The organism is Bacillus cereus group sp. MG16 (assembly GCF_040459875.1).
Classification (GTDB): Bacteria; Bacillota; Bacilli; order Bacillales; family Bacillaceae_G; genus Bacillus_A; species Bacillus_A paranthracis.
This window is the reverse complement of sequence record NZ_JARVHE010000001.1, coordinates 3,188,215-3,213,180: the sequence shown is the minus strand read 5'-3', so window position 1 is coordinate 3,213,180 and position 24,966 is coordinate 3,188,215. Positions and strand designations below refer to the sequence as shown.

The following is a 24,966-nucleotide window of genomic DNA, read 5'->3' as shown; positions in this document are numbered from 1 at the left end:
TCATCTAGTTTTATTTAAAAGGAAGCCAGGGGGGAGGCTTCCTTTTGTAAATTACATATATATATAAATGTCACCATCAATGACTTCTACTTCGTACGTTTGAATACAACCGTCATCAGGTTTTTGAACTTCACCTGTTAGTAATGAAATCTTCCAATCATGCAGTGGACAAAAGACGAATTCACCAGATACAATTCCTTCTGCTAACGGTCCGTTTTTATGAGGACAACGATTTTCTACAGCTCGAATATCACCATTTGAAAGGTGGAATAGGGCGATAGACATCCCTTTCATTTGTACCTCTTTACCGATTTGAATAGGAAGGTCTTCTGCACGCATAACTTTTATTTTTTCTTTCGTTTGTATCATATAGATCACAGCTCCTTATTTCACAGTTTCTACTTCATACATCGCTTTTAATGATTTCGTTTCTAGTGCTTGTCCCCATGCTTCTTTATATGTGCCACGAGCTTTTTGGAAACGTTCATTTAACTTAGTGACGATATTTGCATCTTGCAGTATTTCCTTTATGTGATCGAAGCCTAATCGTTCTGTCCAGTAGGCAGTACGCTCTCCGTAAATACCAGTTTCACGATAATATTGCATGTAAGCTGTAGCGATGCGAAGAACATCATCTTCAGTAGGGACAATCATTACAAAATCAGCTTCACGTACTTCTGTACCACCATTTCCACCAATATAAAGTTGGTATCCATTTTCGACACAAACAACGCCAAAATCTTTCGTAAGTACTTCCGCACAGTTACGTGGACAGCCCGTTACACCCATCTTCATTTTATGAGGTGTATCTACCATTTCTAATGATTGTTCAAGGAGCATACCAAGTCCTAATGAATCTTTCGTACCGAAACGGCAGAAACGAGAGCCAACACATGATTTTACATTACGAAGAGATTTTGAATACGCATATCCAGAAGTCATATTTAAGTCAGCCCATACGTTAGGTAAATCTTGTTTCTTAACACCGTATAAGCCAATTCGACTTGCACCGGTAATTTTCACAAGTGGAACATTATACTTTTTCGCAACTTCAGCAATTTTCATTAAATCATCTGCTGTTGTAACGCCTCCGTACATACGTGGAATAACAGAGAATGTACCATCGTGCTGGATGTTACCATTCATTCTTTCATTAACGAAACGGGAGGCTTTATCATCTTCATATTCTTCTGGAATCGCCATACGTAAATAGTAGTTCAAAGCAGGACGACATTTCGAACAGCCATCTTCATGTACAAAACCAAGAACATTTCGTACTTCTTTTGGTGATTTTAAGCCTTTTTCATGAATTGCCGCTACGACTTCATCACGTGATAAAGGTGTACATCCGCACATACCAGCAGACTGGGCTGAGGCATCAAAAGCATCTCCGAGTGTATGAGATAAAACTTGTTCTACAAGCGGACGACATTTACCACAAGACCCTGCGGCTTTCGTACAGCCTTTAACTTCTTCAAAAGTCGTTAACTCTTGTTCTAAAATGGCATGAACGATTGTTCCTTTCGTAACACCATTACATCCACAAATTGTGTCATCCGCACTCATTGTAGCAACATCAAGTTCACTTTCTTCACCAGCTTTGTGAAGAATGGACGCTGGTGTATATTCTTGTATATCTTCTTCTTTCTTTAACATGCTAAAGAGGCGTGTACCATCAGCTGTGTCACCATATAAAACGATACCAACGACTTTATTGTCACGAATTAATACTTTTTTATAGGAACGTTTGCATTCATTAAAGATGGATATTGCTTTCGTTTGATCATCTTCATAAATTTGGCCTGCAGAGAATAAATCACAACCAGCAACTTTTAATTGCGTACCGACGATACTGCCCAAATATCCATCAGTTTGTAAATTCGATATATGTTTGGCTAATATTGCACCTTGTTCATAAAGAGGGGCAACAAGTCCATATGCGATACCGTCATGTTCTGCACATTCGCCAACTGCATAAATGGACTCATCATTTGTTAGCATATAGTCATTGACTACAATGCCGCGATTGACAATTAAACCAGCATCTCTTGCTATTTGCGTATTTGGTCGGATTCCGACAGCCATTACGATTAAATCACAATCTACAACTTCACCATCTTCAAATTGAATGCCCTCAACATGGTTTGTACCAAGAATTTTTACAGTTTTCTTTTCCATTAGAAACTTCATGCCTTGTGCTTCTAAATCTTCACGCAGTAGAGAAGCTGCTTTCGTATCTAGTTGTTGCTCCATTAAGCGAGGCATTAAATGAACAACATGTACGTCCATTCCTAAGTCAATAAGACCTCTTGCGGCTTCTAAACCAAGTAATCCACCACCAATGACAACGGCCTTTTTCTTTTCTTTAGCAGTATCCATCATAAACTGTGTATCTTCAATAGTTCGAAATCCTGTTACACCAGGAAGAGTGGAACCTTCAACAGGTAAAATAAAAGCACTAGAACCTGTTGCAATAATAAGCTTGTCATATGTAAGAGTACGATTCTTTTCTGTCATAATAATTTTTTCTTCTCGGTTAATACTTTGAACTTTTTCATTTGTATACAAAGTTATTTCGTTTTCTTCATACCAACTGTATTCATTCATAATGATATCTTGTATATTTGTTTTACCTTGTAAAACATGAGAGAGCATAATGCGATTATAGTTTGGGTGTGGTTCATCTCCAAAAATAGTAATCTCATATGAATCACTATCATGTTTTAATATTTCTTCCATACAACGTATGCCAGCCATACCATTTCCGATCATAACTAAACGTTTTTTCATTTTCGTTTCCCCTTTTTATGTGAAATATTGAACAAAGGATTATATTTTTATTATAGAAAATCAAGAAAGGGGGAGATGTGATATTTATCACATTTTTATAATGATTCACAAATTGTTAAAATTCGATTTATGTGAGGGTGATGTGGATAGATTTCGCAAAATGAAAAAGCAGGACATCAGTATGTATACTCATGTCCTGCACTTTATTTACGCTCTCGTAATGGCACGTGGAAATAAAATATTATTTTCTACATGAATGTGCTCAAATAAATCAGACTCTAACGCTTCAAGGCGATTGTAAACGAGTCGATAAGTGCCGCAAGCTCCTTCTGGAGGAGTAAAGTCATGTGTAACTTTACGAAGCTCTTTAATAATGTTGCCAGCGTGGTTATGTTCATTTTCTAGTTCATCTACTACTTTACGTAACTTTGCATAGTTTTCATCAGTTGGATTTTTTTCAAATTCTAAAATTAATGGGAAATCTTCGGTTTCTTCTTTAATTAAATGCTGTTCTAATTCCATTTTAAGTTCATGAAATAGCTTATGAATTTTAGCTAAATGCGGCTGATTTGCTCCATGAACACGTAATACTTTCGTCACATAAGGACTTAACTGTGGTAACTCTTCATTTAAATAACGATGATGCTTATGAATTACATAATCAATCAATTCACGATAAGAAGCATTTTTCCAATCAATTTCAGATTCATTTAATCGTTTCGTATTATGATAAAGCGTATTTAACTCTGTAATTACTTCAGTAGCTGATAAATTTCTTTCATGAATTGCATCAATAAGTGGCTTATTACCGCCACAACAAAAATCTATTCTATAGGATTTAAAAAGATCACTAGCTTTCGGAAACTGTGTAACAATCTCACCGACAATAGAAGTTTCAGTAAATGTATGTTCCATATGAATGCCTCCATAAAGTTTAAATGTAATATCTAAATTAAGAATAGCGATAAATGAAAAACAACATGGTGATTGAAATCACTTATTATGTGTCTGATTTGAGAATAATAGGATTATTCTTCAACAGAGGACATTATAGAAAAGATGGCGAAGAATTTTGGGATAGGAAGTATATCTTTTATAGGAGGTTTTTATGGAATATGTTTATCATATGGTACCAGAAGAACTAAAAGGAGAATATTTAATCCCATTAAATGAATTGAAAAGGGTATATCCAAATTTATATCGTGAGTATATCCAAAAATATAAAGATCATACTCAAAGAGAGAACTTATTAACACGTAAAATACCAAAACTAGAATGTTTATGGAATGATGTCGTGCATTTTTTACCACTGCATCCTTATGAGATTTATAAAGTATTATTGGAAATAGGAGTAAACATTCATACAAATAAATTGTTTTATAAAATTCCTATTAGCGCACTGAAGGGTCAGTGTATGGCAATATACAAGTACATAAAGCATAATTGGGGTGGACCAAATAGCGAATTAAAAGAATGCGAAATAGAAATCATCAACTTTAATGAATATAGAGAATTAAAGCAATTAAATATCTGCACAAAAGAATATTACAGGGAGGAATATGAAAAGGGTAGAAGATTTGGGATGTTTCACTTAATTCCACATGTTCTTGTCAAAGGGAAAGTGGAGGTGAAAAATATTGAAATCATTAATTGGAGTATTGCTCCAGTTAATGGTTAATAGTACAAGTATTTAAAAAATAAGATGTCATTTTGAATTGATATAGGGCTTAAAAGAATGGAAGAGTAATTAGATCTTATACGTAATAATAAAAAAGAAGCTTACTAGAAGCTTCTTTTTTATTGCTATTTTTCACATGCGACTCCATCGCCATCACGATCAAGATGTGAGGCATAACCTGGTTGTCCTTTATATAGGGGAGCTTTCCCAGCAGCTCTAACTGCAGCACAATTTTTGTAGTATGCATTACTAGTATTTCCAGCAGCAGGTTGTGTTTGAGCTTGCTGTGCTTTTTTCTGTTCCTCTTGTTGTTTACGAGCTTGTTCATTAGCCTGGCGTTTTTGCTCTTCTTGTTGTTTGCGAGCTTGTTCATCAGCTTGGCGTTTTTGTTCTTCTTGTTGTTTACGAGCTTGTTCATCAGCTTGGCGTTTTTGCTCCTCTTGTTGTTTACGAGCTTGCTCATCAGCGAGGAGCTTTTGTTCTTCTTGCTGTTTACGAGCTTGTTCATCAGCTTGGCGTTTTTGTTCCTCTTGTTGTTTACGAGTTTGTTCATCAGCAAGACGTTTTTGTTCTTCTTGTTGTTTACGAGCTTGTTCATCAGCCTGGCGTTTTTCATCCTCTTGCTTACGAGCTTGTTCCTCGGCTTGACGCTTCTCATCTTCTTGCTTTTGAGCTTTTTCGTCTGCTTCTTTTTTTTCTAGTTCTTTTTTGTCGCTATCTTTTTGTTCTGTAGTGTTAGAAGCAACTTTTTTACTAGTTGCTGTCGTTTTTTCAGAAGTAGGATTTGAAATACTTGATAACGCACCAAAAATAACAAATAAAATAGCTGTGATAATAAATTGTTTTTTTGCTACACCTGTCTTTTTAATTACGGATAAGATTGCTAGAACAAGGAAGAAAATAAATAAAATGAAACTTAAAATAGTAAAAAATTCGATGACTGGATGTTCTGAATTTGTTGAGCCAGTTACCATCAATATAATCGAAATCATAAAAAGAATAACAGTAGGACGACCATACTGTGTTGCTTTTCCGTTTTTCTTGAAAAATGAAATAATACATAAGATTAAAAGAATAAAAGCAATTAAAAATAAAGCTGCACCAATATTACTCAAAATCGCCATTTTTATACCTCCATTTGTAAGATTTTCATTGCTAATTATATAGGAATTTATGGGGTATTACACGATTTATATAAAATTAGTAGTTTTAATAGACTGATAAACATTTATTTGAATATAGGGGAAAATGGATGTATTTCCTATTACATTTTTAAATAAAATCCATAAAGTATAATATATAGATTGAAAGGAGGGGATTTGAATGGAATTCCAATTGTTGGTGACTTGTATATTACAAGAAGGTAATGCGTTCTTTTTAGTAACGAAAGTAGACGATGTTATTACGTTAAAAGTACCGATTACTGCGGGAGTAGCAGGTTTATTCTTAGCTTTAGGTGTACCAAGATGTTCTTAATTTAAATCTCTACAGTAGAAAGAGGAGGACAAGCCTCTTTCTACTAATACATAATTATTTTATGTAAACTGAAGTATTCTTTTTTTAATAGCACGTTTAAAATGGACATGCATATACTATAATGTTTCATTGGCTGTTAGTGATGAAAACTAGTTTTCATACGTGCATGCAGTGATATTTTTAAGTTATGAAAATTAAAGAGGTGCTATTATATATGAAAAGAAGGACATTTGATATTCCAGTTACATTGCGAAGAGAGTGGTTTTTAATAGAATTAGCCCATTTAACGAAGAAATATGGAATTGAAATTGCAACTAGCAAAATGGAAGCTGCACCGTTTTTAAGAGATCAAGTTACGGAATCAAAAATAGGGTCAGGGCTCCAATACGATAAATATGATGATGAGTATATCATTGAAACTTAAAGGATAAGAGCAAAACAAATTTCTTTATAACAAAATATAAAATAAAGCAGATTCTAAATATGGAATCTGCTTTATTATGAAATACTTCTAATCAACTATCCTCTTTCGAGTGTTTTTCCTACATATTTTACTTGCGTTATTCCAAAAGATTCACGAAGAATGCGAGCATAATCTTTTGATTCTATTGGTCGTTTGTTTTTGGTGCCTTTAAAGGTTTCTGTATAATTTTTATTTGTTAATGATACGTGACCATAATCAGTTAATTTACAAGTGATAGCCCCTTTATTAAAAGGAGATTCTTTATGTTCTACAATGACTTTCTGAATGTTATTCACCTTTTTCTCATCTATTGGATCTAAAGTGAAGGCATAGCCTATTTTCCATTCATCTGAAGGTTCAGATTGCAAGAAATTTGTAGATTCCCCGTTAGCTCCTTTTCTCATTTCTAAAATGTGTGTACCTTTTCGGGTAATTCGTTTGCGAATTCGATATTCACCCGTTTGAGAAGAGATGACTTCTTCGTTAAAAGGGACTGGATGTAAAGGTAGATGAGAGGCAAAACCGGCGTCTATAACATAATCTTTATTATTATGATGTAATATGATAATGACATGACCATCATCGGGTTTCCATTTATCATCATAAAGGTCATAAACAGTACCAGCTACTTTATATACTTGAAATCCACAATCCATTAAAAAGTAATACAATAAGGAGTTTAATTCATAACAAAGACCGCCTCGCTTTTGAATAAGTAACTTTTCTATTAAGTTATTTTTTGAGATGTTTTTAATAGTACCAGCCATAATATCGAGATTTTCATAGGGGAGAATCAATCCCATTTTTAAGAGAATTTCATCTAAATCATCAAATGTTATTTCTTTTGCAGGAATTTTTAATCGTTTAAAAAACTCCTTTTGTAAATCGGTCATCATAAAGCATTCTCCTTTCTTTTTACAGAATTTTCTTCTGCTCACCGATAGGTTAGTACTTCTAAAAGTTTAATTCAAATCTGCGAAAATTATCATAATATATGTTTCTGGAAATGTTATTTTATATTCAGAAATTTCAGTTTAATATTTAATGGTAGGAAAGTCTTATAAGATAAGCGTCTATTTTGTTTAGTTTGTATTTAATTAAATAAAAGCACATATCTTCATTACCTTTTTTTATAATTGGCTGGTAATAAAGTGTTTTTTTACTAAAGTTTTTTCAAGATTTGTATGCTTTATATAAACAATAATAATTGGGGGATATTAGATTCAGTAAAGTTAACAATTGTTGAGAAACTTTTTTGTAGCATTCACTCAAAAGGAAGAGATAGAAACAAAGAGAATAACGTGTGTTAAGGAAGAAGGGGGACTAGTAATCTCTTAAGAATAGGGACAGGGTCTTGTTTAAGTACAAAGATTATCTAGTATTAAGAGAGAAGATAAAAAATATTACAACGAGCACCTTCTTTCAAAAAATGTGGGGGGAGTAACATGCGATTGATGAGAAGATGTGTTGCCTTACTAATTGTATTTTTTATCATGGTTCCAATGATTAGCACAAATGTGCGAGCAGAAGTTGTAAAAGAGCTTAAAACAGGCTTTCCAGATCAAGAAGTCTTTACACCCGGAGAATGGTTTTTAGGTCAAAAACCTGCTAATTATGATGAAAGTAAGCCTCCAATTCTCTTTGTGCAAGGAAGGAATGGGAATGCTGATAGTTGGTATGGAAAGACAGTATATCACGATATGAATGATATGTATGACTATGCTTTGAAAGCAGGCTATCAAACAGTATTTATACAATTATATGATGCTGCTGGGAAAGGGTCAGCTAGTCAGTGGGATAACGGAAAATTGTTAGCACAAAAATTAGAAGAAATATATAATCATTTCGGTAAAAAAGTTAATATTGTAGCACATAGTAAAGGTGGTATCGATACACAAGCTGCATTAGTAGAATATGGGGCAAATCGATTTGTCGGAAATGTTATTACACTTGCGACGCCACATCATGGATCAAACTTAGCGGATTTATCATATAGTTGGTGGGCAGGATGGCTTGCTTCTATATTAGGTCAAAAAGATGATGGTACGTATTCATTACAAATGGGCGAAATGGCAAAATTTCGTTCAACGATTGATAATAATCCAGCAGCTAAATTAAACCGTTATTATACAGTTACTGGGACTAGCTGGGGCCCTGTATTTTCGGCGTTATCAATGGGTGGATTATATTTGTCATCATACGGTTCAAATGATGGACTAGTAAATGAGTGGAGTGCTAAGCTGCCGTATGGAACGCATTTATTTACAGATTCTAGATTTGATCATGATAATATACGAAAAGGATCTGCTGTGTTCTCACGAATTGAACCATATTTACGTACGTCAAATGTAGCCGTACCAGCTTTAGTAGCATCCAGCACTAGTTCAAATGAAAACATAGAACCATTAAATACAACTTCAAACCAAAACATTTTAGGCGGAGAATTGCCACAAAATCAGTGGATAGAGCAAACTGTTGCGGTTGATAAAAAGGCAGAAGGAATTGTTTCTATATTAACTGCTTCGTCGGATGTAGAAGTACAAATGATATCACCAAAAGGAAAAGTGTATACAAATAAAGATAGTGTTATAACTACTGGTGAAGATGAATCTTTCTTTGGTGGCGCGACAATTAAAACATTTAAATTTGATAAAATGGATGTAGGAGAATGGAAAGTTAAAATGAAGGCGAAGCAGTCGAAAGATGCATATTTAGTTGTAAGCGATTACAAGACTGGCGCACCATTTGTTCTTCAAATGCCTACAAAAGTAAAAGCAAATAAATCTGAGTATAAACTGAAAAAATCACCTGTGGCACCTGAAATGAAAGGAAATCTTTCCATAACAGTAAGAGTCGTGAATAAAGAAGGGAAACTAGTCTCTGAATATAATGAATTACAAAATGTGAATAACAATACATTTACTGGTGCTTTGAAGGACATAAAGCAACCAGGAGTATATAACGTTACGATGGATATAAAAGGGATGAATAAAGAAGGACAACCATATAATCGTACAATCGTTAAGTCGGTTTATGTGGAGAAATAAGAAAGAATGAGAAAAAAAGTACCGAACTTTTGTAGTAGTAAAGTTCGGTGCTTTTTCATGTTTATTAGATTAACAAAAAGGTACAAAGGGAATTTTTGAAGGCACAAAGGTTAAGTATTTGGTAGAGAATTCTTGAAATGTAGCAGGAATGCTTTTTATATTGTAATTGCACCTGCAAAAGTAAAACGAGTATCTTCAGTTACAATGATGTGATTATTTAAGTGAATTTATGTCTTTTGAATATTTGTATATATAAGGTTTGGAGTCGTTGACCTTTATTTACGTAGCACGGCAGGAAGAAGAGAAAAAGTATCGAATGAATGTACATATGTAGTATTGTTTGCTTTTGGTGTGAATAGTAGTTAAAGATACGTTGAAATATTTTATACGGTAACAAAAGAGTAATTAAATAATAGAGGGAGCAACTTACATGGAAAATATATTAAAGGTATCTTCAAAATCAAGCCCCAATTCGGTCGCAGGTGCAATAGCAGGTGTACTAAGAACAAGTGGAAATGTAGAAATTCAAGCGATTGGAGCGGGTTCATTAAACCAAGCGATTAAAGCAATTGCAATCGCAAGAGGATTTGTTGCTCCAGGTGGTATTGACTTAGCCTTTGTTCCAGCATTTCAAGAGGTTACTATTAATGATCAAGAAAGAACGGCGATTAAATTGATTATAGGTCCTAGGAAGAAAAGGTAACTGCAGTAATTTACTATTGAAATGACATTTAAAATAAAAAAAGTGTCACAAATGCTATAAATCAGGCGTTTGTGACACTTTATTTATTTTAAAGGAAATGAATAACCTTAAAACGGCTCATTCTTCTTCCAAGATTCAAAGAGATAGTATGAAACACAAGGCCCAGACAAAGTTTAACTATAATCTTTATCTGGGTTTTGTCTATGTATTTGATATTATAGAGGGTGAAAATGCTATTAGAGAAAAAAGTCAATTTGTAATGTTAATAACTTATACTACCAACTGTATAATCATTACTGTAATCTATACTTGCAGAAACCTTCTTCTGTTTGTCACCAGATATATAGCCAGATACCTCAAGCCTACTACGAGAGATATCTGTAGAAAATTCTACTTTTGTCACTGTAATATCCCAATTTTTCTCCTTTTTAAAATACTCGATAGCGGATTGTGATGCTTTTTCTTTCATTTCATTTTGTTCTTTTTCACTATAAGGGTGGGTAGCCTTATAAATTTGATATATAGTGCACGAGCCTAAACCTAAAACAACCAATAATGTTATTAAAAGGATTTTTTTCATTTCTTATCACCTCTATTGATATTATAATAGATGTAACAACAGTTGGAAAAGAGGGAATGTTATGGCAAATGAGATTTCAGATCAAGCATATCGAGAATTAGCCAATGGAGCATATAAAAGTGACGAAAGGAAAGAAATTAATAATAAAAGAGGAAGCGAAGTGTGGGAACCAATACACCCTAAAGGAGCAAAACTCCATGATAAGGAAACTGGTTTTGATGCGACAGTATATCAAAATACAGTGACTGGTGATATTGTTGTTGCTTATAGAGGAACGGAAGGGGGAGAATCATTAGATAGATCAGTACCTGATTTTATAACTGATGCAAGATATATTTTAATGGGGCAGAATCCGATACAAGATGGAGAGAAAATAGATCCGTATGATAAAAGTCAAGTAATAGCGGCTAACCAGTTTACGCAATCAGTATCACTTTTAGAAATAGTAAAAAAAGAATATCCTAATCAGAAGATTTCAACTACAGGTCATTCTTTAGGTGGCGCCAATGCTCAATTTGCTAGTGCAATATGCGATGTGCCCGCTGTTACTTACAGTGCTCCTGGTGTTTATGATATGCTTCCAAAGGACATACAGAAAAAAGTAGATGCAGGAGAATATAAAGGGCAAATAATTAATTATATTAATCCGAAAGATACAATTTCTGGTGGCGCTCTTAGAGAAGATAAAACACATATTGGGGATACCTATATGGTAAACTCTGATTTTAAAACAGCAAATAATGACTATGGGATGCATCAAATTGATAGGTTTTTAGATTCAATAGGAGCAAAGGATTTTCATGGGATAAAGAATTACCACGTTGATGCGTTTGGAAATATAGATAATTCTATGCTAGTAGATGCTAATACAGGTGAAAAAATATATAGATCACCTAGATTTTCAATTGGAGGTGTTGGAGAAGTTAGGGTACTAATGGAATACTTAGAAGAATCGGCAAAAAAAATGCAACAAAGTGCGGAAGAATTTCAAAATCAGATACCACGAGTAGTTTCAGAAGTAATGCAGCATCTTAGTTCAACTAAGAGTCAACGTCTGGAGAGAAGGATCGAAGAATTATATCATTGCTTAGATCAAACCAGTAGAGTATATGCGACAAAAGCCGGGGAAGTATCAGCTTTTATTAAGAGAAAAGCTGATGAATATAAGGCAGCAGACGAAAATTTTCAAGGATTTGAGTGGTTAAAAAAATGAGACAAATGTATTTTAATGAGGAACATATAGAAGCAGCATTAGGGCGTTTAACGAATTTGATTATAGATATAAATAAAAATCAAGAGAGAGTAAATGATATTTATAATCTTATACAAGCAGGTTGGTCGCAAAATGGAGCTGGAAAGAAAGCGATTGAGGATTTGGAGTATTTACGAAAAGAACTAAATCACTCTGTGAATGAAATTGAAACAAAGAAAAAGAGGTTGAGAGATGATTGGGAGCTTATTAAAGCAGTAGACAGGAGCTATAAATGAATATATATATATTCAGAGGCGAAAGGTTCTATTGTTTTGGTTTAAAATAAAATTTCTATAAAAATTTCATTTTGTACAGGAAAACCACAAATGAGAATGAGCCATTTAGATATTAGTAAAGTTGCTTACCGTAAAGATAGCTGCGAATATCGCTTCGTAGCATCTAACAGTAAATAGCTTCACCATTCGAAGTGTTTGCGCAATAAATGAGTTCTCTAATTTCTGGAAAGTTTCTGAGACTTATTTCGTTCCACAAGATATTACGTTTACTCTCTTACAATTTAACTTAGTTGAGAAAGTTGCTCCAACAACTAAAGCGTCTAACCAAGTTAAAGTTCGAGTTTGTAAAGTATGAATAAATGTATCGAAGCATTAGAAAAATTAATTAGTTAAAGCCGAGGGAGCAGCAAGCGCTGATCTTTTTATTTTGCATAAAGGAGTGATTTTATGACATTTAAAACACGTGAACTCACTACGATGTAACAAAATACCTTGATGGAACAGATCATGAAAATCCACTTGATTACTTGCGTAGTCAAGGTGTTTCAGAAGCTCAATTTCGTGTTGATGTGCAATATGCATACAATAAATTCTAATGTAGAAGTTTCAGTTCCTAAAAAGCGACCTAAACCAGAAGAAGTGCCAACAGCTGTAACAGATGGTGTGGGGTAAAATGGATGGTTGGTTAAATCTTGGCGGTGAGTAATGGATTAAAAACGATCCATCTTATGTGAAGTTTAGTAAGAAAAGCACAGTAGATTCTTCTATTGTTGGAAAACGTGTTGTTTCAAAAGTTAACAATCTACGTTTCTACGATACTCCATCTTGGAAGGATAAAGATGTGGCTGGTTCTGTAGATGCAGGATTAGGATTTATAATTGATGCGAAGATAAGTGTAAATGATTCGTATCAATATAAAGTGCATAATAGTCATGGGCAAGTTTTCTATATTACGGCTATTGATACGTATGTGAATGTGCGTTAATTTAACGAAAAGGGCCTCTTATTATAGGCGGCCTTTTTCGTGTTGTATGTAACATCATTTAATTGTTATTTTTTTCGGTTTTCAATTTTGTGTATTCATTTAACCAAATATCTATTAGATTTCTTAATGTAACAGTTTCTATTTCAAGAGGGATTTCATCTTCATCATACTTATTACATATAACAGTTTTATCTCTTCGAACATCTGCCCCAAAAATATTCGCACTTATTTTTTCATAATCACTTTTTTCATTTAAAATTTTATCTACAGTTTCTGCTACCCAATCACCGAATTCAGATACCTCTACATTTAAAAAAGCTTCTAAAATATCGAATTCCTTTGGTAGTCTAATAACTAAACTACCTGTACTAAGTAACTCAAATTTGTAATCCATATTATTTTCTCCCTTAAAAATTAAATTATCGACCTTGTCTTGGAAATACAGAAATAATTTTACCATTACCATCTAAAAACATGTGAAAAAATATGAAATAACCTTTTGAAGTAGAATACAATATAACAAATAAAAAGCGTCACAAATGCTTGTATAACAGGCACTTGTGACGCTTTTATAGTTTTATTTAATAAAAAATAAACAACCCTAAAACTGTTCATTCTTCTCCCAAGATTCCACAATATAATGTGCAATCGTCGGGTTGAATCCTTTCCCAACTAAAAACATAATGGCAGCAACTTCTGTTAAAGCGTGTTTATATGATGTATGTTTTGCTTCATTTAAACCGTAATCTACCCAAGGTTTTACGAAATCTAGTACAGGTTTCTTTAAAGGTAAGAACTGTGTACCGACAACTTGTTGAATTTGTTGTTGCGTTGGTTCTGTAATTGGTCCAGGTGGTAAGATTTGTGGCTGTGTAATATCTAATGTTGGTCCAGGCGGCAAAATTTGTGGTTGTGTAATATCTAATGTTGGTGGTTTAGGTGGTGAGACACGTGCGTCGTAGTTTGGTTGATACATTTGTTGTTGGTATTGAGGTTGTTGTGGCTGAGTTTGTGGTGTTACATATGGGTTTTGTTGAAATTGTTGCTCTTGATTTTGCGGCGCTGTATATGGATTTTGTGGATAATCAGCTGCTTGATATTGCGTTGTTGCGTATGGATTTTGTTCATATTGTTGCTCTTGCTGTTGTAACTCTTGTTCTTCATATTGTTCTGTATATCTTTGTTCTTGTTGCTGAGGGTAAAATGGTTGTTGTGGGTAAGGCGGTTGATTATTATAGAACATATCTATTCCTCCTTCATGATGATGCCTACCACCTAGTGTATGGGCGGACAAGAAAATATGTGATGAAAAAATGCGGGCGTGTTACAATAAGTAACTGGGTGAAGATAAAATGACAAAACAAGAAAAGATAGAAAAAACAATTACTTTTGTAAAACATATTTTAGAAAAAGATGCCAGTGGACATGATTGGTATCATATTGAGCGTGTACATAAACTGGCGATTTCTTTATCCGAGCAAGAAGGAGGAAATCGTTTTATAATTGAAATGGCAGCATTACTTCACGATGTGGCAGATGAGAAGTTAAATGAAAGTGAAGAAGCAGGAATGAAAAAAGTTTCTGATTGGTTAGAAGAGTTACATGTTGAAGAAGAGGAAAGTAAGCATGTTCTTCATATTATCGCCAATATGTCTTATAAAGGTGGTCATGGCGGTAAAGTGGAGTCAATTGAAGGGAAGATTGTTCAAGATGCAGATCGCTTAGACGCTCTTGGTGCAATTGGAATAGCTCGCACATTTGCGTATGGCGGGGCGAAAGGGAGACTAATGTATGATCCAACTATTCCTCCTCGTGAAGTGATGACGAAAGATGAATATAGAAAAAATAATGACCCATCTTTAAATCATTTTTATGAAAAACTTTTAAAACTAAAAGACTTAATGAATACGAATGCAGCAAAACAAGAGGCTGAAGTTCGTCATCGTTATATGGAACAGTTTATTGAACAATTTATGAAAGAGTGGAATGCACAAATATGAAAATGTTAACTGTGGAAAACTTATCAAAATCATATGGAGAGAAACCGTTATTTGATGGATTATCATTTAGTATTGCAGAAGGACAACGTGCCGGAATTATCGGTGTAAACGGTACTGGTAAATCAACTTTATTAAAAATTATTGCAGGGGCAGAAATTCCTGACACAGGTGATATGACTCATTCACGTGGGTATACAATTAGTTATTTATCACAGCAACCAGAGTTTGATGAACAATTAACAGTATTAGAACAAGTCTTCCATGGTGATACACCTTTAATTCGTCTTCTTCGTGATTATGAAAAGGCGCTATTACATATCGAAAAAGATCCAAGTAATGAAAAGGTACAGGAACAATTATTTGCAGTGCAACAACGTATGGACGCAATGAGTGCGTGGGAAGCAAATGCGAATGCAAAATCGTTATTAACGAAACTAGGAATTACGGATTTCACAGCAACTGTTGGAAATTTATCTGGTGGGCAGAAAAAACGTATTGCGATGGCGCAGTGTTTTATTGAAACACCGGATCTATTAATTTTAGATGAGCCTACGAACCATCTTGACCATGAGACAGTTGAGTGGTTAGAGGAATATTTAGCAAGGTACACAGGTGCGGTATTACTTGTAACCCATGATCGTTATTTCTTAGATCGTGTGACGAATCGTATTTTCGAATTAGATAATGGAAAATTGTATAGTTATGAAGGGAATTACAGTACGTTTTTAGAAGCGAAAGCACTTCGTGAAGAACAAGAACTTGCACAAGAATCAAAACGTCAAAACTTATATCGCCGTGAACTAGCGTGGATTCGCCGTGGTGCAAAAGCTCGTTCGACAAAGCAAAAGGCACGTATTCAACGATTTGAAGAGTTAAAAGGTCAAGAAGGTCCAGCTGCAAAACAGTCAGTTGATATTGCGCTTAGCGGTAGTCGCCTTGGAAAAAAAGTACTTGAGTTAAAAGATGTAACGAAAAAATTTGACGATAAAACAGTATTAAACAACTTCAATCATATCGTGAAACCAGGCGATCGTATCGGAATTATTGGAGCGAATGGAAGCGGGAAATCTTCGCTATTAAATATGCTTGCAGGTAAAATATCTCCTGATAGTGGTGAAATTGAAGTTGGGCAAACAGTAAAAATCGCTTACTATACGCAAGAAAATGAAGAGATGAATTTAAATCAACGTATGATTGAATACATTAAAGAAATCGCGGAAGTCATTCATACGACAGACGGAAAAGTAATTGGTGCGTCTCAAATGTTAGAACGTTTCTTATTCCCACCACATTCACATGGTACACCGCTTGGCAAATTATCTGGCGGTGAAAGAAGACGTTTATATTTATTACGTATATTAATGGGAGAACCGAACGTACTATTACTGGATGAGCCTACGAATGATTTAGATACACAAACATTAACGGTGTTAGAAGATTATTTAGAAGATTTCCCAGGTGTCGTTTTAACTGTGTCGCATGACCGTTATTTCTTAGATAAAGTAGTAGATGAATTGTTCATTTTTACGGGTGAAGGAGAAGTGCGCGAATTTCTAGGTAGTTATACGGATTACTTAGAAATGGAAAAAACGAGAGAACTTATTGAGAAAGCGGAAGTGCAGAAAGAGAAAAAAGTAGTAGAAGAAGCACCGAAACAACAACGTAAGCGTAAACTTTCATATAATGAGCAGCGCGAATGGGAAACAATTGAAGATACAATTGCGGAACTTGAAGAAAAGCTAGAATCAATTGGAGAAGAGCTTGCGAATGTTGGTTCTGATTTTACGAAAGCGCAAGAATTGTCTGAAGCACAGCAAAAAACAGAAGAAGAGCTAGAAAAAACGATGGAAAGATGGAGTGAACTATCGGACATTGTTGAAGGATTAAAATAAAAACAAGCTGCATATATTGAAAAGTAAAGAGAAAAACTTTACACTATTGGTAGAACCTATTTTAGGAGGGAAAAAATGAGAACATCTAATCCAATGTTGAAAAAAGAGGCATTCCGTAAAGAAGGAGCAAGTGCTTCTGCGATGACTATTGGCGGAACAGTAGGCAAAACGTTTATTATGCTTATCTTGCTACTTGCAACGTCTGTCTATTCATACATACAGATGATAGAGGGTACGATGAAGATGCCAGTATTAATTGGCGCTTTAATCGTTGCGGCAATCATCGCATTTGCGTCTATGTTCTTCCCACGTATTTCACCTTTTGGTGCACCAATCTATGCAGCAGTAGAAGGGATTGTATTAGGTAGTATTTCAGCGGTTTATACAATGAAATTTGGCGATTCTATCGTTTTAAATGCTGTTTTACTAACAATCTCAATTCTATTTGCAATGTTAGTGTTATATGCAACACGTGTAGTAAAAGTAACGGATAAATTCCGTACAGGCGTGATGGCAGCAACACTTGGAATTATGGTTATGTACTTAGTCGTATTTCTACTAAACATGTTTGGTGTAACGGTTCCGTACATTCACCAAGGCGGTACAATCGGTATTATTATTAGTGCAGTTGTTATCGTAGTTGCTGCATTAAACTTATTACTAGATTTCGATTTAATCGAAAATGGTGTACGTAGTCAAGCTCCGAAATATATGGAGTGGTACACTGCAATGGGACTAATGCTTACATTAGTTTGGTTATACTTAGAAATTCTTCGTTTCGTTTCTTACTTTACGAAAAATGACTAATAAAAAATCCTGCATTTTTCATGCAGGATTTTTTGTTTTTCAAAGATAAATTGATGATGTGGTATAATATGGATGTTAGTAACTTTAAATTGAAGGGGATGGAATATGATGAAAGAGAAGAAAGGGATTATGAAAAAACTATTTTCTAAAAGTTTTTTCATAGAACTAGATGATGCTTTAACGTATCCATCGGGAGAAGTTATTACTTCAGCTATTGAAAGTTATGCGGCTGAATGTAATGAACAACTTAAATTTGAGAGTAAAGTAAAACCGATAACTTTTTACTTAGAAGAAGTATTGTATCGTGCGGAAATAAAGATGGCCCGTGGAGGATATTACATTTCATGCAGTGAAGTATAATTTTTGAAACCTTACATGTTTAAAACATGTAAGGTTTCTTTTTTTCTTTTATAGCATAAAAAATAATCTTTTTTACTTTAAAATATATTATTTTACAATTTTTACCCTTCATACATTTTTATTTACAATGAAGAAAAATATGTGAGGTGGTATAACTTATGATGAATCGAGTTGTATTAATCGGTAGATTGACAAAGGAGCCAGAATTATACTACACAAAGCAAGGCGTCGCGTATGCACGAGTATGTGTTGCGGTGAATAGAGGTTTTCGAAATAGCTTAGGTGAGCCGCAAGTAGATTTTATTAATTGTGTCGTTTGGCGAAAATCGGCTGAGAATGTAACTGAATATTGTACGAAGGGCTCTCTTGTTGGGATTACAGGGCGTATTCAGACGAGTAACTACGATGATGAGCAAGGCAAGAGAGTATATAGAACGGAAGTTGTGATTGAGAGTATTACCTTTTTGGAGAGAAGGCGGGAGGGGGCCTCGTAATAAAAGGTGATTTTAAGTAATAGCTTCGGAAAAAATTGTGGAAAGTATTTTAATAAACTTAATGGATAAATAATAAAAATCATCGGAAACGAAAGCTTTTAAAACCTAATTCCTAATTTGAAATGTAAATAGAATAAAATAGTATGGTAGCGGGAAGAAAGTAGTAAAATTAAGCATCCGAGTAGGAGTATAGAGTGATAACATGTTACAATACACCTAAGAACACGCAATAAAGGAGAGTTTTTTACGTGAAGATTAAAGCAATTGAACCGACGCCAAGTCCAAATACAATGAAAGTTATTTTGAATGAAGTATTACCATCAGGAGCACGTAATAATTATACAAATGAAAATAAAGAACAAGCGCCAATGCAAGTGCAAGAAATTTTGAAAATTGAAGGCATTAAAGGTGTATATCATGTAGCTGACTTTTTAGCAGTGGAGCGAAATGCAAAGTATGACTGGAAAGTTTTATTACAGCAAGTTCGTGCTGTTTTTGGCGAAGAAGTAGTAGAAGAAAGTGAAGAACAACAACTTGCTCATTTTGGAGAAGTGAAAGTATTTGTTCAAATGTTCTTTACTATCCCAATGCAAGTAAAGTTAACAGATGGAACGACGGAAGAACGTGTTGGTTTACCTGACCGTTTTAAAGAATCAATTATGAAAGTGCAAATGTCTGCACCAAACGTTGTAAAAGAACGTAAATGGGTGGAACAAAGTACACGTTACGGTAATTTTGAAGAAATTGGGAAAGAAGTAGTAGAAGAGATTGTTGCTGCTTATCCGGAAGAACGTGTAAATGAAACGGTTAAAGAATTATTAAATCAGGCAGGTGCTGTTGAAGTAACGATTCAAAAGCGTGAGCCATATAAAGTAACAGAAGAGATGATGAAAGATGCTGACTGGAAAAAACGTTTTGCAGCTTTAGAACAAATGGATCCTACTGAAGAAGATATTCCAGTGTTGAAGATGGCGTTAGATGATGAAAAAGTTTCGATTCGCCGTTTAGCAACAGCATATTTAGGTATGGTAAAAGGTGATGAAGTATTACCGTTATTATATAAAGCCTTATTAGATCGCTCTGTAAGTGTTCGTCGTACTGCAGGAGATTGTTTATCAGATGTAGGTGATCCGGCGGCGATGTTCGTTATGATTAAATCTCTGAAAGATCCAAGTAAATTAGTACGCTGGCGTGCAGCGATGTTCTTATTTGAACTTGGAGATGAAAGTGCAATTCCAGCATTAAAAGCAGCGCAAGATGATCCAGAGTTTGAAGTAGCAATGCAAGCACGTCTAGCGTTAGAGCGTATTGAAGGCGGAGAGGAAGCAAAAGGTTCTGTATGGAAACAAATGACGGAGTCTCGTAAAGGGGAATAATGTATGATTGTTTTCTATGATAGTTGGTGTCCGATGTGTACGGCGGTTGCAGAACGTACGAAGAAATTAGATAAAAAGGGTAAGGTGAAATTTGTTTCATTTCGAGATGAAGATGTAGTTGAGAAGTATGAACTTTCTCAAGAACTACAAAGTAAGATGGAACAAAGATTGTATATTTTTAAAAATAATAAGTGGTGTGACGGCATTCATAGCATACATGTATTAGCAAAGTCCATTCCATCTTATTGGTTTGCGGTGCCTTTTATAAAGTTATCTATCGTACTTGGATTTGGAAGTAAAGTATATGATTATATCGCTAACAATAGAAAACTTGTCCCAGTTGGACATTGCCGCGAAGGGATTTGTGAAATCCCTACAAAAAAATAAAATCATCGTTATCTTTCTTTTGCACCTATTAATAGAGCGTGATATGATGAATTTGGAATGAAAGTTGAAGGAGAGATTACAAGATGTCAAATGCTTATGAAGAATACATGCGCCAAATGGTAATCCCAATGCGTCAAGAATTAGTGCGCTCTGGGTTTGAAGAGTTAACTACAGAAGAAGCTGTAACAGAATTTATGGAAAACGTAACAGGTACAACTTTAGTAGTTGTAAACTCTGTTTGTGGTTGTGCAGCTGGTTTAGCACGTCCATCAGCAGGTCAAGCGGTTGTTCGTGCTGAAAAACAACCTGATCATCTTGTAACTGTATTTGCAGGTCAAGATAAAGATGCTACTGCAAAAATGCGTGAATACTTCGGAGAAATTCCTCCATCTTCACCATCTATGGCATTGTTAAAAGGAAAAGAAGTTGTTCACTTCATTCACCGTCATGAAATTGAAGGTGCAACTATGGACGAAATTATTACGAACTTAGAACAAGCTTTCGAAAAGAATTGCTAAAGAAGGGGGAGAGTAAATCTCCCTCTTTTCTTTATATAGAGGTGAAACAATGATAGTAACAACCGCAGGAAGAACGAATAAAGAAATGACAGATTATGCAAACAGGGTAGCAGCAGAATTAAATACTTCTTTCGTTAAACGTAATGACATACCAGTACATAAACTGCATGAGCAGTATGAACAAGATGTACTTGTCGTAGGCAAAAACAGATTAGCTATTTATCCAAAAGGAACAGAGGAGTCGTTTTTCTTCCATCCAAACTCAGCGATGTTTCGTGTGAAAAGATTAATGCGCGGAGAACACGATCCGTTCGTACAAGCTGCTAAATTAGAAAGCGGAATGACAATATTAGATTGTACGCTCGGTATGGCATCAGATAGTATTGTAGCGAGCTATATTGTTGGTGAAAGTGGAAAAGTAACCGGACTTGAAGGTAATGAATATATGGCCTATATCATGGGAAATGGTTTAAAAACATGGTCTTCATCCGTTTCTGAAATTGATAAAGCAATGCAACGAATCGATGTGAAGCAAACAGAGCATTATGCGTTTTTAAAACAATGTGGAGACAATAGCTATGATGTTGTGTATCTTGATCCAATGTTTGAAGAAACTGTTATAGAATCAGATGGAATTAAAGGATTAAAACACTTTGCTTTGTATCATGATATTACTGACGAAACAATTGCGGAGGCAAAACGAGTGGCGAGAAAGCGTGTCGTTTTAAAAGATCATTTTCGTAGTTCTAGATTTGAAAAACACAATTTTCACGTATACAAAAGAAAAAGTGCTAAGTTTCACTTTGGTGTAATTGACCCTTGCTAATTGTTTGAAAAGATGTATAATAAGCAATAATTAATTAAATATATTGTCTGTGATGAAGAAAGTAGTCTTTTTTAGAAGGAAAGCGAGCTAGGGATGGTGTGAGCCTAGTGCGGAAGAAAAAGATGAAGCGCACTTCGGAGATGCTTCTTGAACAAATAGTAGAGTAAGCCGAGGCCCCCTGTCCTCGTTATAAACGGGAAAGTGGTTCGTAATGAACAACAAGGGTGGTACCACGGGTTCAAACTCGTCTCTTTTTTAGAGACGAGTTTTTTGTGTTTTAAAAAATAAGGAGGTTAAATTATGGATTATAAAATGCAGTTTGCGGAAAGTTTATCTAATATTTTCACGAATGAATTAACGCAAAAGCAAATTTTAGATTTAATTGAAACACCGAAACAAGATGAATTCGGAGATGCTGCATTTCCATGTTTTTCACTTGCGAAGCAATATAAAAAATCACCAGCTATTATCGCAAAGGAAGTTGCAGAGAAATTAAGTGATCCGTTTTTTGCGAAAGTAGAGGCTGTTGGTCCTTACGTAAATGTCTTTTTTAATCGTGAAACGGTAAGTGATGAAGTATTAAAAACGATTTTAGCGGAGAAAGAAGAGTACGGTCAAAATCATTTTGGATGTGAAAAGACTGTAGTTATCGATTATTCGTCTCCTAATATTGCGAAACCTTTTTCAATGGGGCATTTACGTTCTACAATGATTGGAAATTCACTGAAACATATCGCTGAAAAATGTGGCTATGAAGTTGTAGGGATTAATTATATTGGAGACTGGGGAACACAGTTTGGAAAGTTAATTACCGCTTATAAAAAATGGGGCAATGAAGCAGTAGTGAAAGAGGATCCAATCCGTGAATTATTTAAGTTATATGTGCAATTCCATGAAGAGGTAAAAGATGATGAAGAATTAGAAGAAGATGGACGCGCTTGGTTTAAGAAATTAGAAGAAGGTGATGAAGAAGCGGTTGAGCTTTGGAATTGGTTCCGTCACGAGTCTTTAAAAGAATTTTCTCGTATTTATGAACTTCTCGGTGTGGAATTTACTAATTTTCAAGGAGAAGCTTTTTATAATAACTTAATGGAAGACTTTATTGGGATTTTAGAGGAACATGATTTACTTGAAGAGTCAGAAGGTGCATTAGTCGTTAATTTAGAAGAAGAGGGCATGCCGCCTTGCTTAATTAGAAAATCAGATGGTGCAACAATTTATGCAACACGTGACTTAACGGCAGCACTATATCGTCAAAACACATTTAATTTTGATAAAGCGTTATACGTAGTTGGTCCAGAACAAAGTTTACACTTCAATCAATTTTTCACTGTATTAAAAAAGCTGGGCTACACTTGGGTTGACGGCATGGAACATGTACCGTTTGGGTTCATTTTAAAAGATGGTAAGAAAATGTCGACACGTAAAGGAAGAATTATTTTACTCGAAGAAGTACTTGAGGAAGCAATCGAACTTGCAAAACAAAACATTGAAGAGAAAAATCCAAACTTAAAACAAAAAGAAGAAGTAGCAAAGCAAGTCGGTGTAGGCGCAGTTATCTTCCACGATTTAAAAAATGAGCGTATGCATAATATTGAATTCTCATTAGAAAATATGCTGAAATTTGAAGGGGAAACAGGTCCATATGTACAATACACACATGCACGTGCTTGCTCTATTTTAAGAAAAGAAAATGTAGAATTTGAAACGTGTACGTTTACCTTAAAAGATGATCATAGTTGGAATATCGTAAAATTACTAAACAAATTCCCAAAAGTAATTGAAGCAGCATGTAACAAAAATGAGCCATCGGTTATTTCGAAATACGTATTAGATGTGGCACAATCGTTTAATAAATATTATGGAAATGTGCGTATATTAGATGGAAACGCCGAAAAAGACAGTAGACTGGCATTAGTGTATGCTGTGACGGTTGTATTAAAAGAAGGGTTACGTTTACTTGGGGTGGAGGCTCCTGAGGAGATGTAACATAAAAAGGTGTATATATCATTACAGATATGTATGCCTTTTTTATTTTGTATAGGAACGGTGTAAGCAGTATTTTCACATTATCAAAACTATATTTGAAGGATTGTTTAAAGCATAGGAATGTGTTTATTAAATGGAGAATTGTAATAGGTGTATATAAGGAGGCGTTAAACTTGGAAACGTACGATTGGAACAGTAAACTAGCGTATTTAAAGAATACGAGAGATCTATATTACAATGACGATTATGTAAGCTTTTTAGTAAATACAGTTTGGAGAATCACTAAGCCAGTACATATCGTTGATTACGGTTGTGGATATGGTTATTTAGGCTTAATATTAATGCCATTACTTCCGAAAGGATCAAAGTATACAGGCATTGATAGCGGGGGAACATTAATAGCGGAAGCGAGAGAGTTGTTTCGTTTACTTCCATATGATTCAGAATTTCTTGAAGGAGATGCTACAGAAATTGAACTGAACGATAAATACGATATAGCAATCTGTCATACTTTCTTATTACATATGACTACTCCAGAAACAATGCTACAAAAAATGATACATTCAGTTAAAAAGGGCGGAAAAATAATCTGTTTTGAACCACATTGGATATCAAATATGTCTTCATACTTTTTAGATGGGGAGAATCAATCGGAATTTATTAGGTTAGGCACTTTGCAGAAGTTATTTGAAAGTGACACACAGAGAAGCGGAAAAGATGGAAATATTGGTATGAAAATACCGATATATTTAAGTGAATTAGGCGTGGAAAATATTGAATGTAGAGTAAGTGATAAAGTGAACTTTTTAGATTCTAATATGCACCATCATGGTAAAGCGAAGTTGTATCATTCATTAAAAGAAGAGGGGATTGCGGGGAATCCAGGTGATAAACAGCAATTTATAGGACGTTTAATAGACAGAGGATTAACATATGATGATGCGCTAGCTCAATATGAAGCTGAACTACGATTTTTTAAAGCATTTCATATACATTCTTCATTAGTGTACGCTCCGAATATGAAAATTACATTTGGTGAAATAGTATGTTAATAGGTAGTAATACGATGAAACATGTCGCTGAATGTCGATAAGTCGATATTCGACA

At 34.6% G+C, this 24,966-nt stretch carries 28 protein-coding genes and 1 other annotated feature; of the genes, 20 read left to right on the top strand and 8 right to left on the bottom strand.

Going from position 1 to position 24,966, the window contains the following annotated elements:
* Positions 1-51 precede the first annotated feature (51 nt).
* The 3 genes from nirD to ric form a co-directional block, all read right to left on the bottom strand.
* Positions 52-369 carry a nitrite reductase small subunit NirD gene (gene nirD / locus QCI73_RS16535; protein ID WP_074565324.1) on the bottom strand — a complete coding sequence of 106 codons (318 nt, stop codon included), beginning with the start codon at positions 367-369 and terminating at the stop codon, positions 52-54.
* Positions 370-384: 15 nt separating this feature from the next.
* The gene (gene nirB / locus QCI73_RS16530; RefSeq protein ID WP_353823363.1) at positions 385-2,790 is read right to left on the bottom strand and encodes an NADPH-nitrite reductase large subunit; all 2,406 of its coding nucleotides are present in this window, start codon (positions 2,788-2,790) and stop codon (positions 385-387) included.
* 207 nt (positions 2,791-2,997) lie between these two features.
* A complete protein-coding gene (gene ric / locus QCI73_RS16525) occupies positions 2,998-3,705 on the bottom strand; it encodes an iron-sulfur cluster repair di-iron protein (RefSeq protein WP_000401354.1) in 708 nt (235 codons plus the stop codon).
* Positions 3,706-3,898: 193 nt separating this feature from the next.
* Here ric and QCI73_RS16520 point away from each other — a divergent pair, with 193 nt between their 5' ends.
* Entirely contained in the window at positions 3,899-4,468 is a 570-nt protein-coding gene (locus QCI73_RS16520; RefSeq protein ID WP_353823362.1) for a group-specific protein, read from the top strand.
* A 125-nt stretch (positions 4,469-4,593) separates the two neighbouring features.
* Here the strand turns inward: QCI73_RS16520 and QCI73_RS16515 are convergent, their stop codons facing one another.
* Entirely contained in the window at positions 4,594-5,592 is a 999-nt protein-coding gene (locus tag QCI73_RS16515) for an excalibur calcium-binding domain-containing protein (protein ID WP_353823361.1), read from the bottom strand.
* A 199-nt stretch (positions 5,593-5,791) separates the two neighbouring features.
* Between QCI73_RS16515 and exsG the strand changes: the two genes are divergently transcribed.
* Together exsG and QCI73_RS16505 are read left to right on the top strand one after the other, a co-directional pair.
* Positions 5,792-5,944 carry an exosporium protein ExsG gene (exsG, locus tag QCI73_RS16510; RefSeq protein ID WP_000395678.1) on the top strand — a complete coding sequence of 51 codons (153 nt, stop codon included), beginning with the start codon at positions 5,792-5,794 and terminating at the stop codon, positions 5,942-5,944.
* 214 nt (positions 5,945-6,158) lie between these two features.
* The gene (locus QCI73_RS16505; RefSeq protein ID WP_353823359.1) at positions 6,159-6,368 is read left to right on the top strand and encodes a hypothetical protein; all 210 of its coding nucleotides are present in this window, start codon (positions 6,159-6,161) and stop codon (positions 6,366-6,368) included.
* Between the two features lie 95 nt (positions 6,369-6,463).
* On the opposite strand, the gene QCI73_RS16500 is transcribed toward QCI73_RS16505, so the two are convergent.
* The gene (locus QCI73_RS16500) at positions 6,464-7,303 is read right to left on the bottom strand and encodes an arylamine N-acetyltransferase family protein (protein ID WP_353823358.1); all 840 of its coding nucleotides are present in this window, start codon (positions 7,301-7,303) and stop codon (positions 6,464-6,466) included.
* 549 nt (positions 7,304-7,852) lie between these two features.
* Between QCI73_RS16500 and QCI73_RS16495 the strand changes: the two genes are divergently transcribed.
* A complete protein-coding gene (locus tag QCI73_RS16495; RefSeq protein ID WP_353823357.1) occupies positions 7,853-9,454 on the top strand; it encodes a lipase family alpha/beta hydrolase in 1,602 nt (533 codons plus the stop codon).
* Between the two features lie 430 nt (positions 9,455-9,884).
* Positions 9,885-10,157: a stage V sporulation protein SpoVS gene (gene spoVS, locus QCI73_RS16490; RefSeq protein WP_000427803.1), complete on the top strand. Its 273-nt coding sequence runs from the start codon at positions 9,885-9,887 to the stop codon at positions 10,155-10,157.
* Between the two features lie 262 nt (positions 10,158-10,419).
* Here the strand turns inward: spoVS and QCI73_RS16485 are convergent, their stop codons facing one another.
* A complete protein-coding gene (locus tag QCI73_RS16485; RefSeq protein ID WP_000722281.1) occupies positions 10,420-10,737 on the bottom strand; it encodes a hypothetical protein in 318 nt (105 codons plus the stop codon).
* 61 nt (positions 10,738-10,798) lie between these two features.
* On the opposite strand from QCI73_RS16485, the gene QCI73_RS16480 reads away from it, so the two are divergent.
* The 4 genes from QCI73_RS16480 to QCI73_RS16465 all read left to right on the top strand — a co-directional run bounded on the left by QCI73_RS16480 (position 10,799) and on the right by QCI73_RS16465 (position 13,210).
* Positions 10,799-11,950 (top strand): Tle-like phospholipase domain-containing protein, encoded by a 1,152-nt coding sequence (locus tag QCI73_RS16480; RefSeq protein WP_048552275.1) that lies wholly within the window; start codon positions 10,799-10,801, stop codon positions 11,948-11,950.
* Positions 11,947-12,225, top strand: coding sequence for a hypothetical protein (locus tag QCI73_RS16475; RefSeq protein ID WP_042516336.1), 279 nt, complete (start codon positions 11,947-11,949; stop codon positions 12,223-12,225). Before QCI73_RS16480 ends, QCI73_RS16475 begins: the two co-directional genes overlap by 4 nt.
* A gap of 576 nt (positions 12,226-12,801) precedes the next feature.
* On the top strand, positions 12,802-12,897 hold the full coding sequence (locus QCI73_RS16470; RefSeq protein WP_313895055.1) for an N-acetylmuramoyl-L-alanine amidase: 96 nt from the start codon (positions 12,802-12,804) through the stop codon (positions 12,895-12,897).
* Between the two features lie 37 nt (positions 12,898-12,934).
* Positions 12,935-13,210, top strand: coding sequence for an N-acetylmuramoyl-L-alanine amidase (locus QCI73_RS16465; RefSeq protein WP_307832946.1), 276 nt, complete (start codon positions 12,935-12,937; stop codon positions 13,208-13,210).
* A gap of 58 nt (positions 13,211-13,268) precedes the next feature.
* Here the strand turns inward: QCI73_RS16465 and QCI73_RS16460 are convergent, their stop codons facing one another.
* Positions 13,269-13,604, bottom strand: coding sequence for a hypothetical protein (locus QCI73_RS16460; protein WP_353823356.1), 336 nt, complete (start codon positions 13,602-13,604; stop codon positions 13,269-13,271).
* Positions 13,605-13,811: 207 nt separating this feature from the next.
* Positions 13,812-14,453 carry a hypothetical protein gene (locus QCI73_RS16455; protein WP_327924547.1) on the bottom strand — a complete coding sequence of 214 codons (642 nt, stop codon included), beginning with the start codon at positions 14,451-14,453 and terminating at the stop codon, positions 13,812-13,814.
* A gap of 109 nt (positions 14,454-14,562) precedes the next feature.
* On the opposite strand from QCI73_RS16455, the gene QCI73_RS16450 reads away from it, so the two are divergent.
* The 11 genes from QCI73_RS16450 to QCI73_RS16400 all read left to right on the top strand — a co-directional run bounded on the left by QCI73_RS16450 (position 14,563) and on the right by QCI73_RS16400 (position 24,911).
* On the top strand, positions 14,563-15,210 hold the full coding sequence (locus tag QCI73_RS16450; RefSeq protein WP_000165940.1) for an HD domain-containing protein: 648 nt from the start codon (positions 14,563-14,565) through the stop codon (positions 15,208-15,210).
* Positions 15,207-17,102 (top strand): ABC-F family ATP-binding cassette domain-containing protein, encoded by a 1,896-nt coding sequence (locus QCI73_RS16445; protein ID WP_197225501.1) that lies wholly within the window; start codon positions 15,207-15,209, stop codon positions 17,100-17,102. The genes QCI73_RS16450 and QCI73_RS16445 overlap by 4 nt, the downstream gene beginning before the upstream one ends.
* A gap of 75 nt (positions 17,103-17,177) precedes the next feature.
* Entirely contained in the window at positions 17,178-17,909 is a 732-nt protein-coding gene (locus tag QCI73_RS16440) for a Bax inhibitor-1/YccA family protein (protein WP_001260641.1), read from the top strand.
* A 105-nt stretch (positions 17,910-18,014) separates the two neighbouring features.
* Complete coding sequence (locus QCI73_RS16435; RefSeq protein WP_000975123.1) at positions 18,015-18,269, top strand: DUF4318 domain-containing protein; 255 nt, start codon at positions 18,015-18,017, stop codon at positions 18,267-18,269.
* A 158-nt stretch (positions 18,270-18,427) separates the two neighbouring features.
* Positions 18,428-18,763, top strand: a complete 336-nt coding sequence (locus QCI73_RS16430) for a single-stranded DNA-binding protein (RefSeq protein ID WP_327924549.1) — start codon at positions 18,428-18,430, stop codon at positions 18,761-18,763.
* Between the two features lie 248 nt (positions 18,764-19,011).
* Positions 19,012-20,139: a conserved virulence factor C family protein gene (locus QCI73_RS16425; RefSeq protein ID WP_000692572.1), complete on the top strand. Its 1,128-nt coding sequence runs from the start codon at positions 19,012-19,014 to the stop codon at positions 20,137-20,139.
* Between the two features lie 3 nt (positions 20,140-20,142).
* Positions 20,143-20,526: a thiol-disulfide oxidoreductase DCC family protein gene (locus QCI73_RS16420; protein WP_262726088.1), complete on the top strand. Its 384-nt coding sequence runs from the start codon at positions 20,143-20,145 to the stop codon at positions 20,524-20,526.
* Positions 20,527-20,609: 83 nt separating this feature from the next.
* On the top strand, positions 20,610-21,044 hold the full coding sequence (locus QCI73_RS16415; protein WP_000063713.1) for a BrxA/BrxB family bacilliredoxin: 435 nt from the start codon (positions 20,610-20,612) through the stop codon (positions 21,042-21,044).
* 49 nt (positions 21,045-21,093) lie between these two features.
* Complete coding sequence (locus QCI73_RS16410; protein ID WP_353823355.1) at positions 21,094-21,870, top strand: class I SAM-dependent methyltransferase; 777 nt, start codon at positions 21,094-21,096, stop codon at positions 21,868-21,870.
* A gap of 40 nt (positions 21,871-21,910) precedes the next feature.
* Positions 21,911-22,125: a binding site (T-box leader), on the top strand.
* 45 nt (positions 22,126-22,170) lie between these two features.
* The gene (gene argS / locus QCI73_RS16405) at positions 22,171-23,859 is read left to right on the top strand and encodes an arginine--tRNA ligase (RefSeq protein WP_353823354.1); all 1,689 of its coding nucleotides are present in this window, start codon (positions 22,171-22,173) and stop codon (positions 23,857-23,859) included.
* Between the two features lie 173 nt (positions 23,860-24,032).
* On the top strand, positions 24,033-24,911 hold the full coding sequence (locus QCI73_RS16400) for a class I SAM-dependent methyltransferase (protein ID WP_070805896.1): 879 nt from the start codon (positions 24,033-24,035) through the stop codon (positions 24,909-24,911).
* Positions 24,912-24,966: the final 55 nt, after the last annotated feature.

Excerpts from the sequence above, each read along its gene's own strand:
- nirD (WP_074565324.1), bottom strand. The coding sequence starts at position 369 with ATGATACAAACGAAAGAAAAAATAAAAGTTATGCGTGCAGAAGACCTT.
- nirB (WP_353823363.1), bottom strand. The coding sequence starts at position 2,790 with ATGAAAAAACGTTTAGTTATGATCGGAAATGGTATGGCTGGCATACGT.
- ric (WP_000401354.1), bottom strand. The coding sequence starts at position 3,705 with ATGGAACATACATTTACTGAAACTTCTATTGTCGGTGAGATTGTTACA.
- QCI73_RS16520 (WP_353823362.1), top strand. The coding sequence starts at position 3,899 with ATGGAATATGTTTATCATATGGTACCAGAAGAACTAAAAGGAGAATAT.
- QCI73_RS16515 (WP_353823361.1), bottom strand. The coding sequence starts at position 5,592 with ATGGCGATTTTGAGTAATATTGGTGCAGCTTTATTTTTAATTGCTTTT.
- exsG (WP_000395678.1), top strand. The coding sequence starts at position 5,792 with ATGGAATTCCAATTGTTGGTGACTTGTATATTACAAGAAGGTAATGCG.
- QCI73_RS16505 (WP_353823359.1), top strand. The coding sequence starts at position 6,159 with ATGAAAAGAAGGACATTTGATATTCCAGTTACATTGCGAAGAGAGTGG.
- QCI73_RS16500 (WP_353823358.1), bottom strand. The coding sequence starts at position 7,303 with ATGATGACCGATTTACAAAAGGAGTTTTTTAAACGATTAAAAATTCCT.
- QCI73_RS16495 (WP_353823357.1), top strand. The coding sequence starts at position 7,853 with ATGCGATTGATGAGAAGATGTGTTGCCTTACTAATTGTATTTTTTATC.
- spoVS (WP_000427803.1), top strand. The coding sequence starts at position 9,885 with ATGGAAAATATATTAAAGGTATCTTCAAAATCAAGCCCCAATTCGGTC.
- QCI73_RS16485 (WP_000722281.1), bottom strand. The coding sequence starts at position 10,737 with ATGAAAAAAATCCTTTTAATAACATTATTGGTTGTTTTAGGTTTAGGC.
- QCI73_RS16480 (WP_048552275.1), top strand. The coding sequence starts at position 10,799 with ATGGCAAATGAGATTTCAGATCAAGCATATCGAGAATTAGCCAATGGA.
- QCI73_RS16475 (WP_042516336.1), top strand. The coding sequence starts at position 11,947 with ATGAGACAAATGTATTTTAATGAGGAACATATAGAAGCAGCATTAGGG.
- QCI73_RS16470 (WP_313895055.1), top strand. The coding sequence starts at position 12,802 with ATGCATACAATAAATTCTAATGTAGAAGTTTCAGTTCCTAAAAAGCGA.
- QCI73_RS16460 (WP_353823356.1), bottom strand. The coding sequence starts at position 13,604 with ATGGATTACAAATTTGAGTTACTTAGTACAGGTAGTTTAGTTATTAGA.
- QCI73_RS16455 (WP_327924547.1), bottom strand. The coding sequence starts at position 14,453 with ATGTTCTATAATAATCAACCGCCTTACCCACAACAACCATTTTACCCT.
- QCI73_RS16450 (WP_000165940.1), top strand. The coding sequence starts at position 14,563 with ATGACAAAACAAGAAAAGATAGAAAAAACAATTACTTTTGTAAAACAT.
- QCI73_RS16445 (WP_197225501.1), top strand. The coding sequence starts at position 15,207 with ATGAAAATGTTAACTGTGGAAAACTTATCAAAATCATATGGAGAGAAA.
- QCI73_RS16440 (WP_001260641.1), top strand. The coding sequence starts at position 17,178 with ATGAGAACATCTAATCCAATGTTGAAAAAAGAGGCATTCCGTAAAGAA.
- QCI73_RS16435 (WP_000975123.1), top strand. The coding sequence starts at position 18,015 with ATGATGAAAGAGAAGAAAGGGATTATGAAAAAACTATTTTCTAAAAGT.
- QCI73_RS16430 (WP_327924549.1), top strand. The coding sequence starts at position 18,428 with ATGATGAATCGAGTTGTATTAATCGGTAGATTGACAAAGGAGCCAGAA.
- QCI73_RS16420 (WP_262726088.1), top strand. The coding sequence starts at position 20,143 with ATGATTGTTTTCTATGATAGTTGGTGTCCGATGTGTACGGCGGTTGCA.
- QCI73_RS16415 (WP_000063713.1), top strand. The coding sequence starts at position 20,610 with ATGTCAAATGCTTATGAAGAATACATGCGCCAAATGGTAATCCCAATG.
- QCI73_RS16410 (WP_353823355.1), top strand. The coding sequence starts at position 21,094 with ATGATAGTAACAACCGCAGGAAGAACGAATAAAGAAATGACAGATTAT.
- argS (WP_353823354.1), top strand. The coding sequence starts at position 22,171 with ATGGATTATAAAATGCAGTTTGCGGAAAGTTTATCTAATATTTTCACG.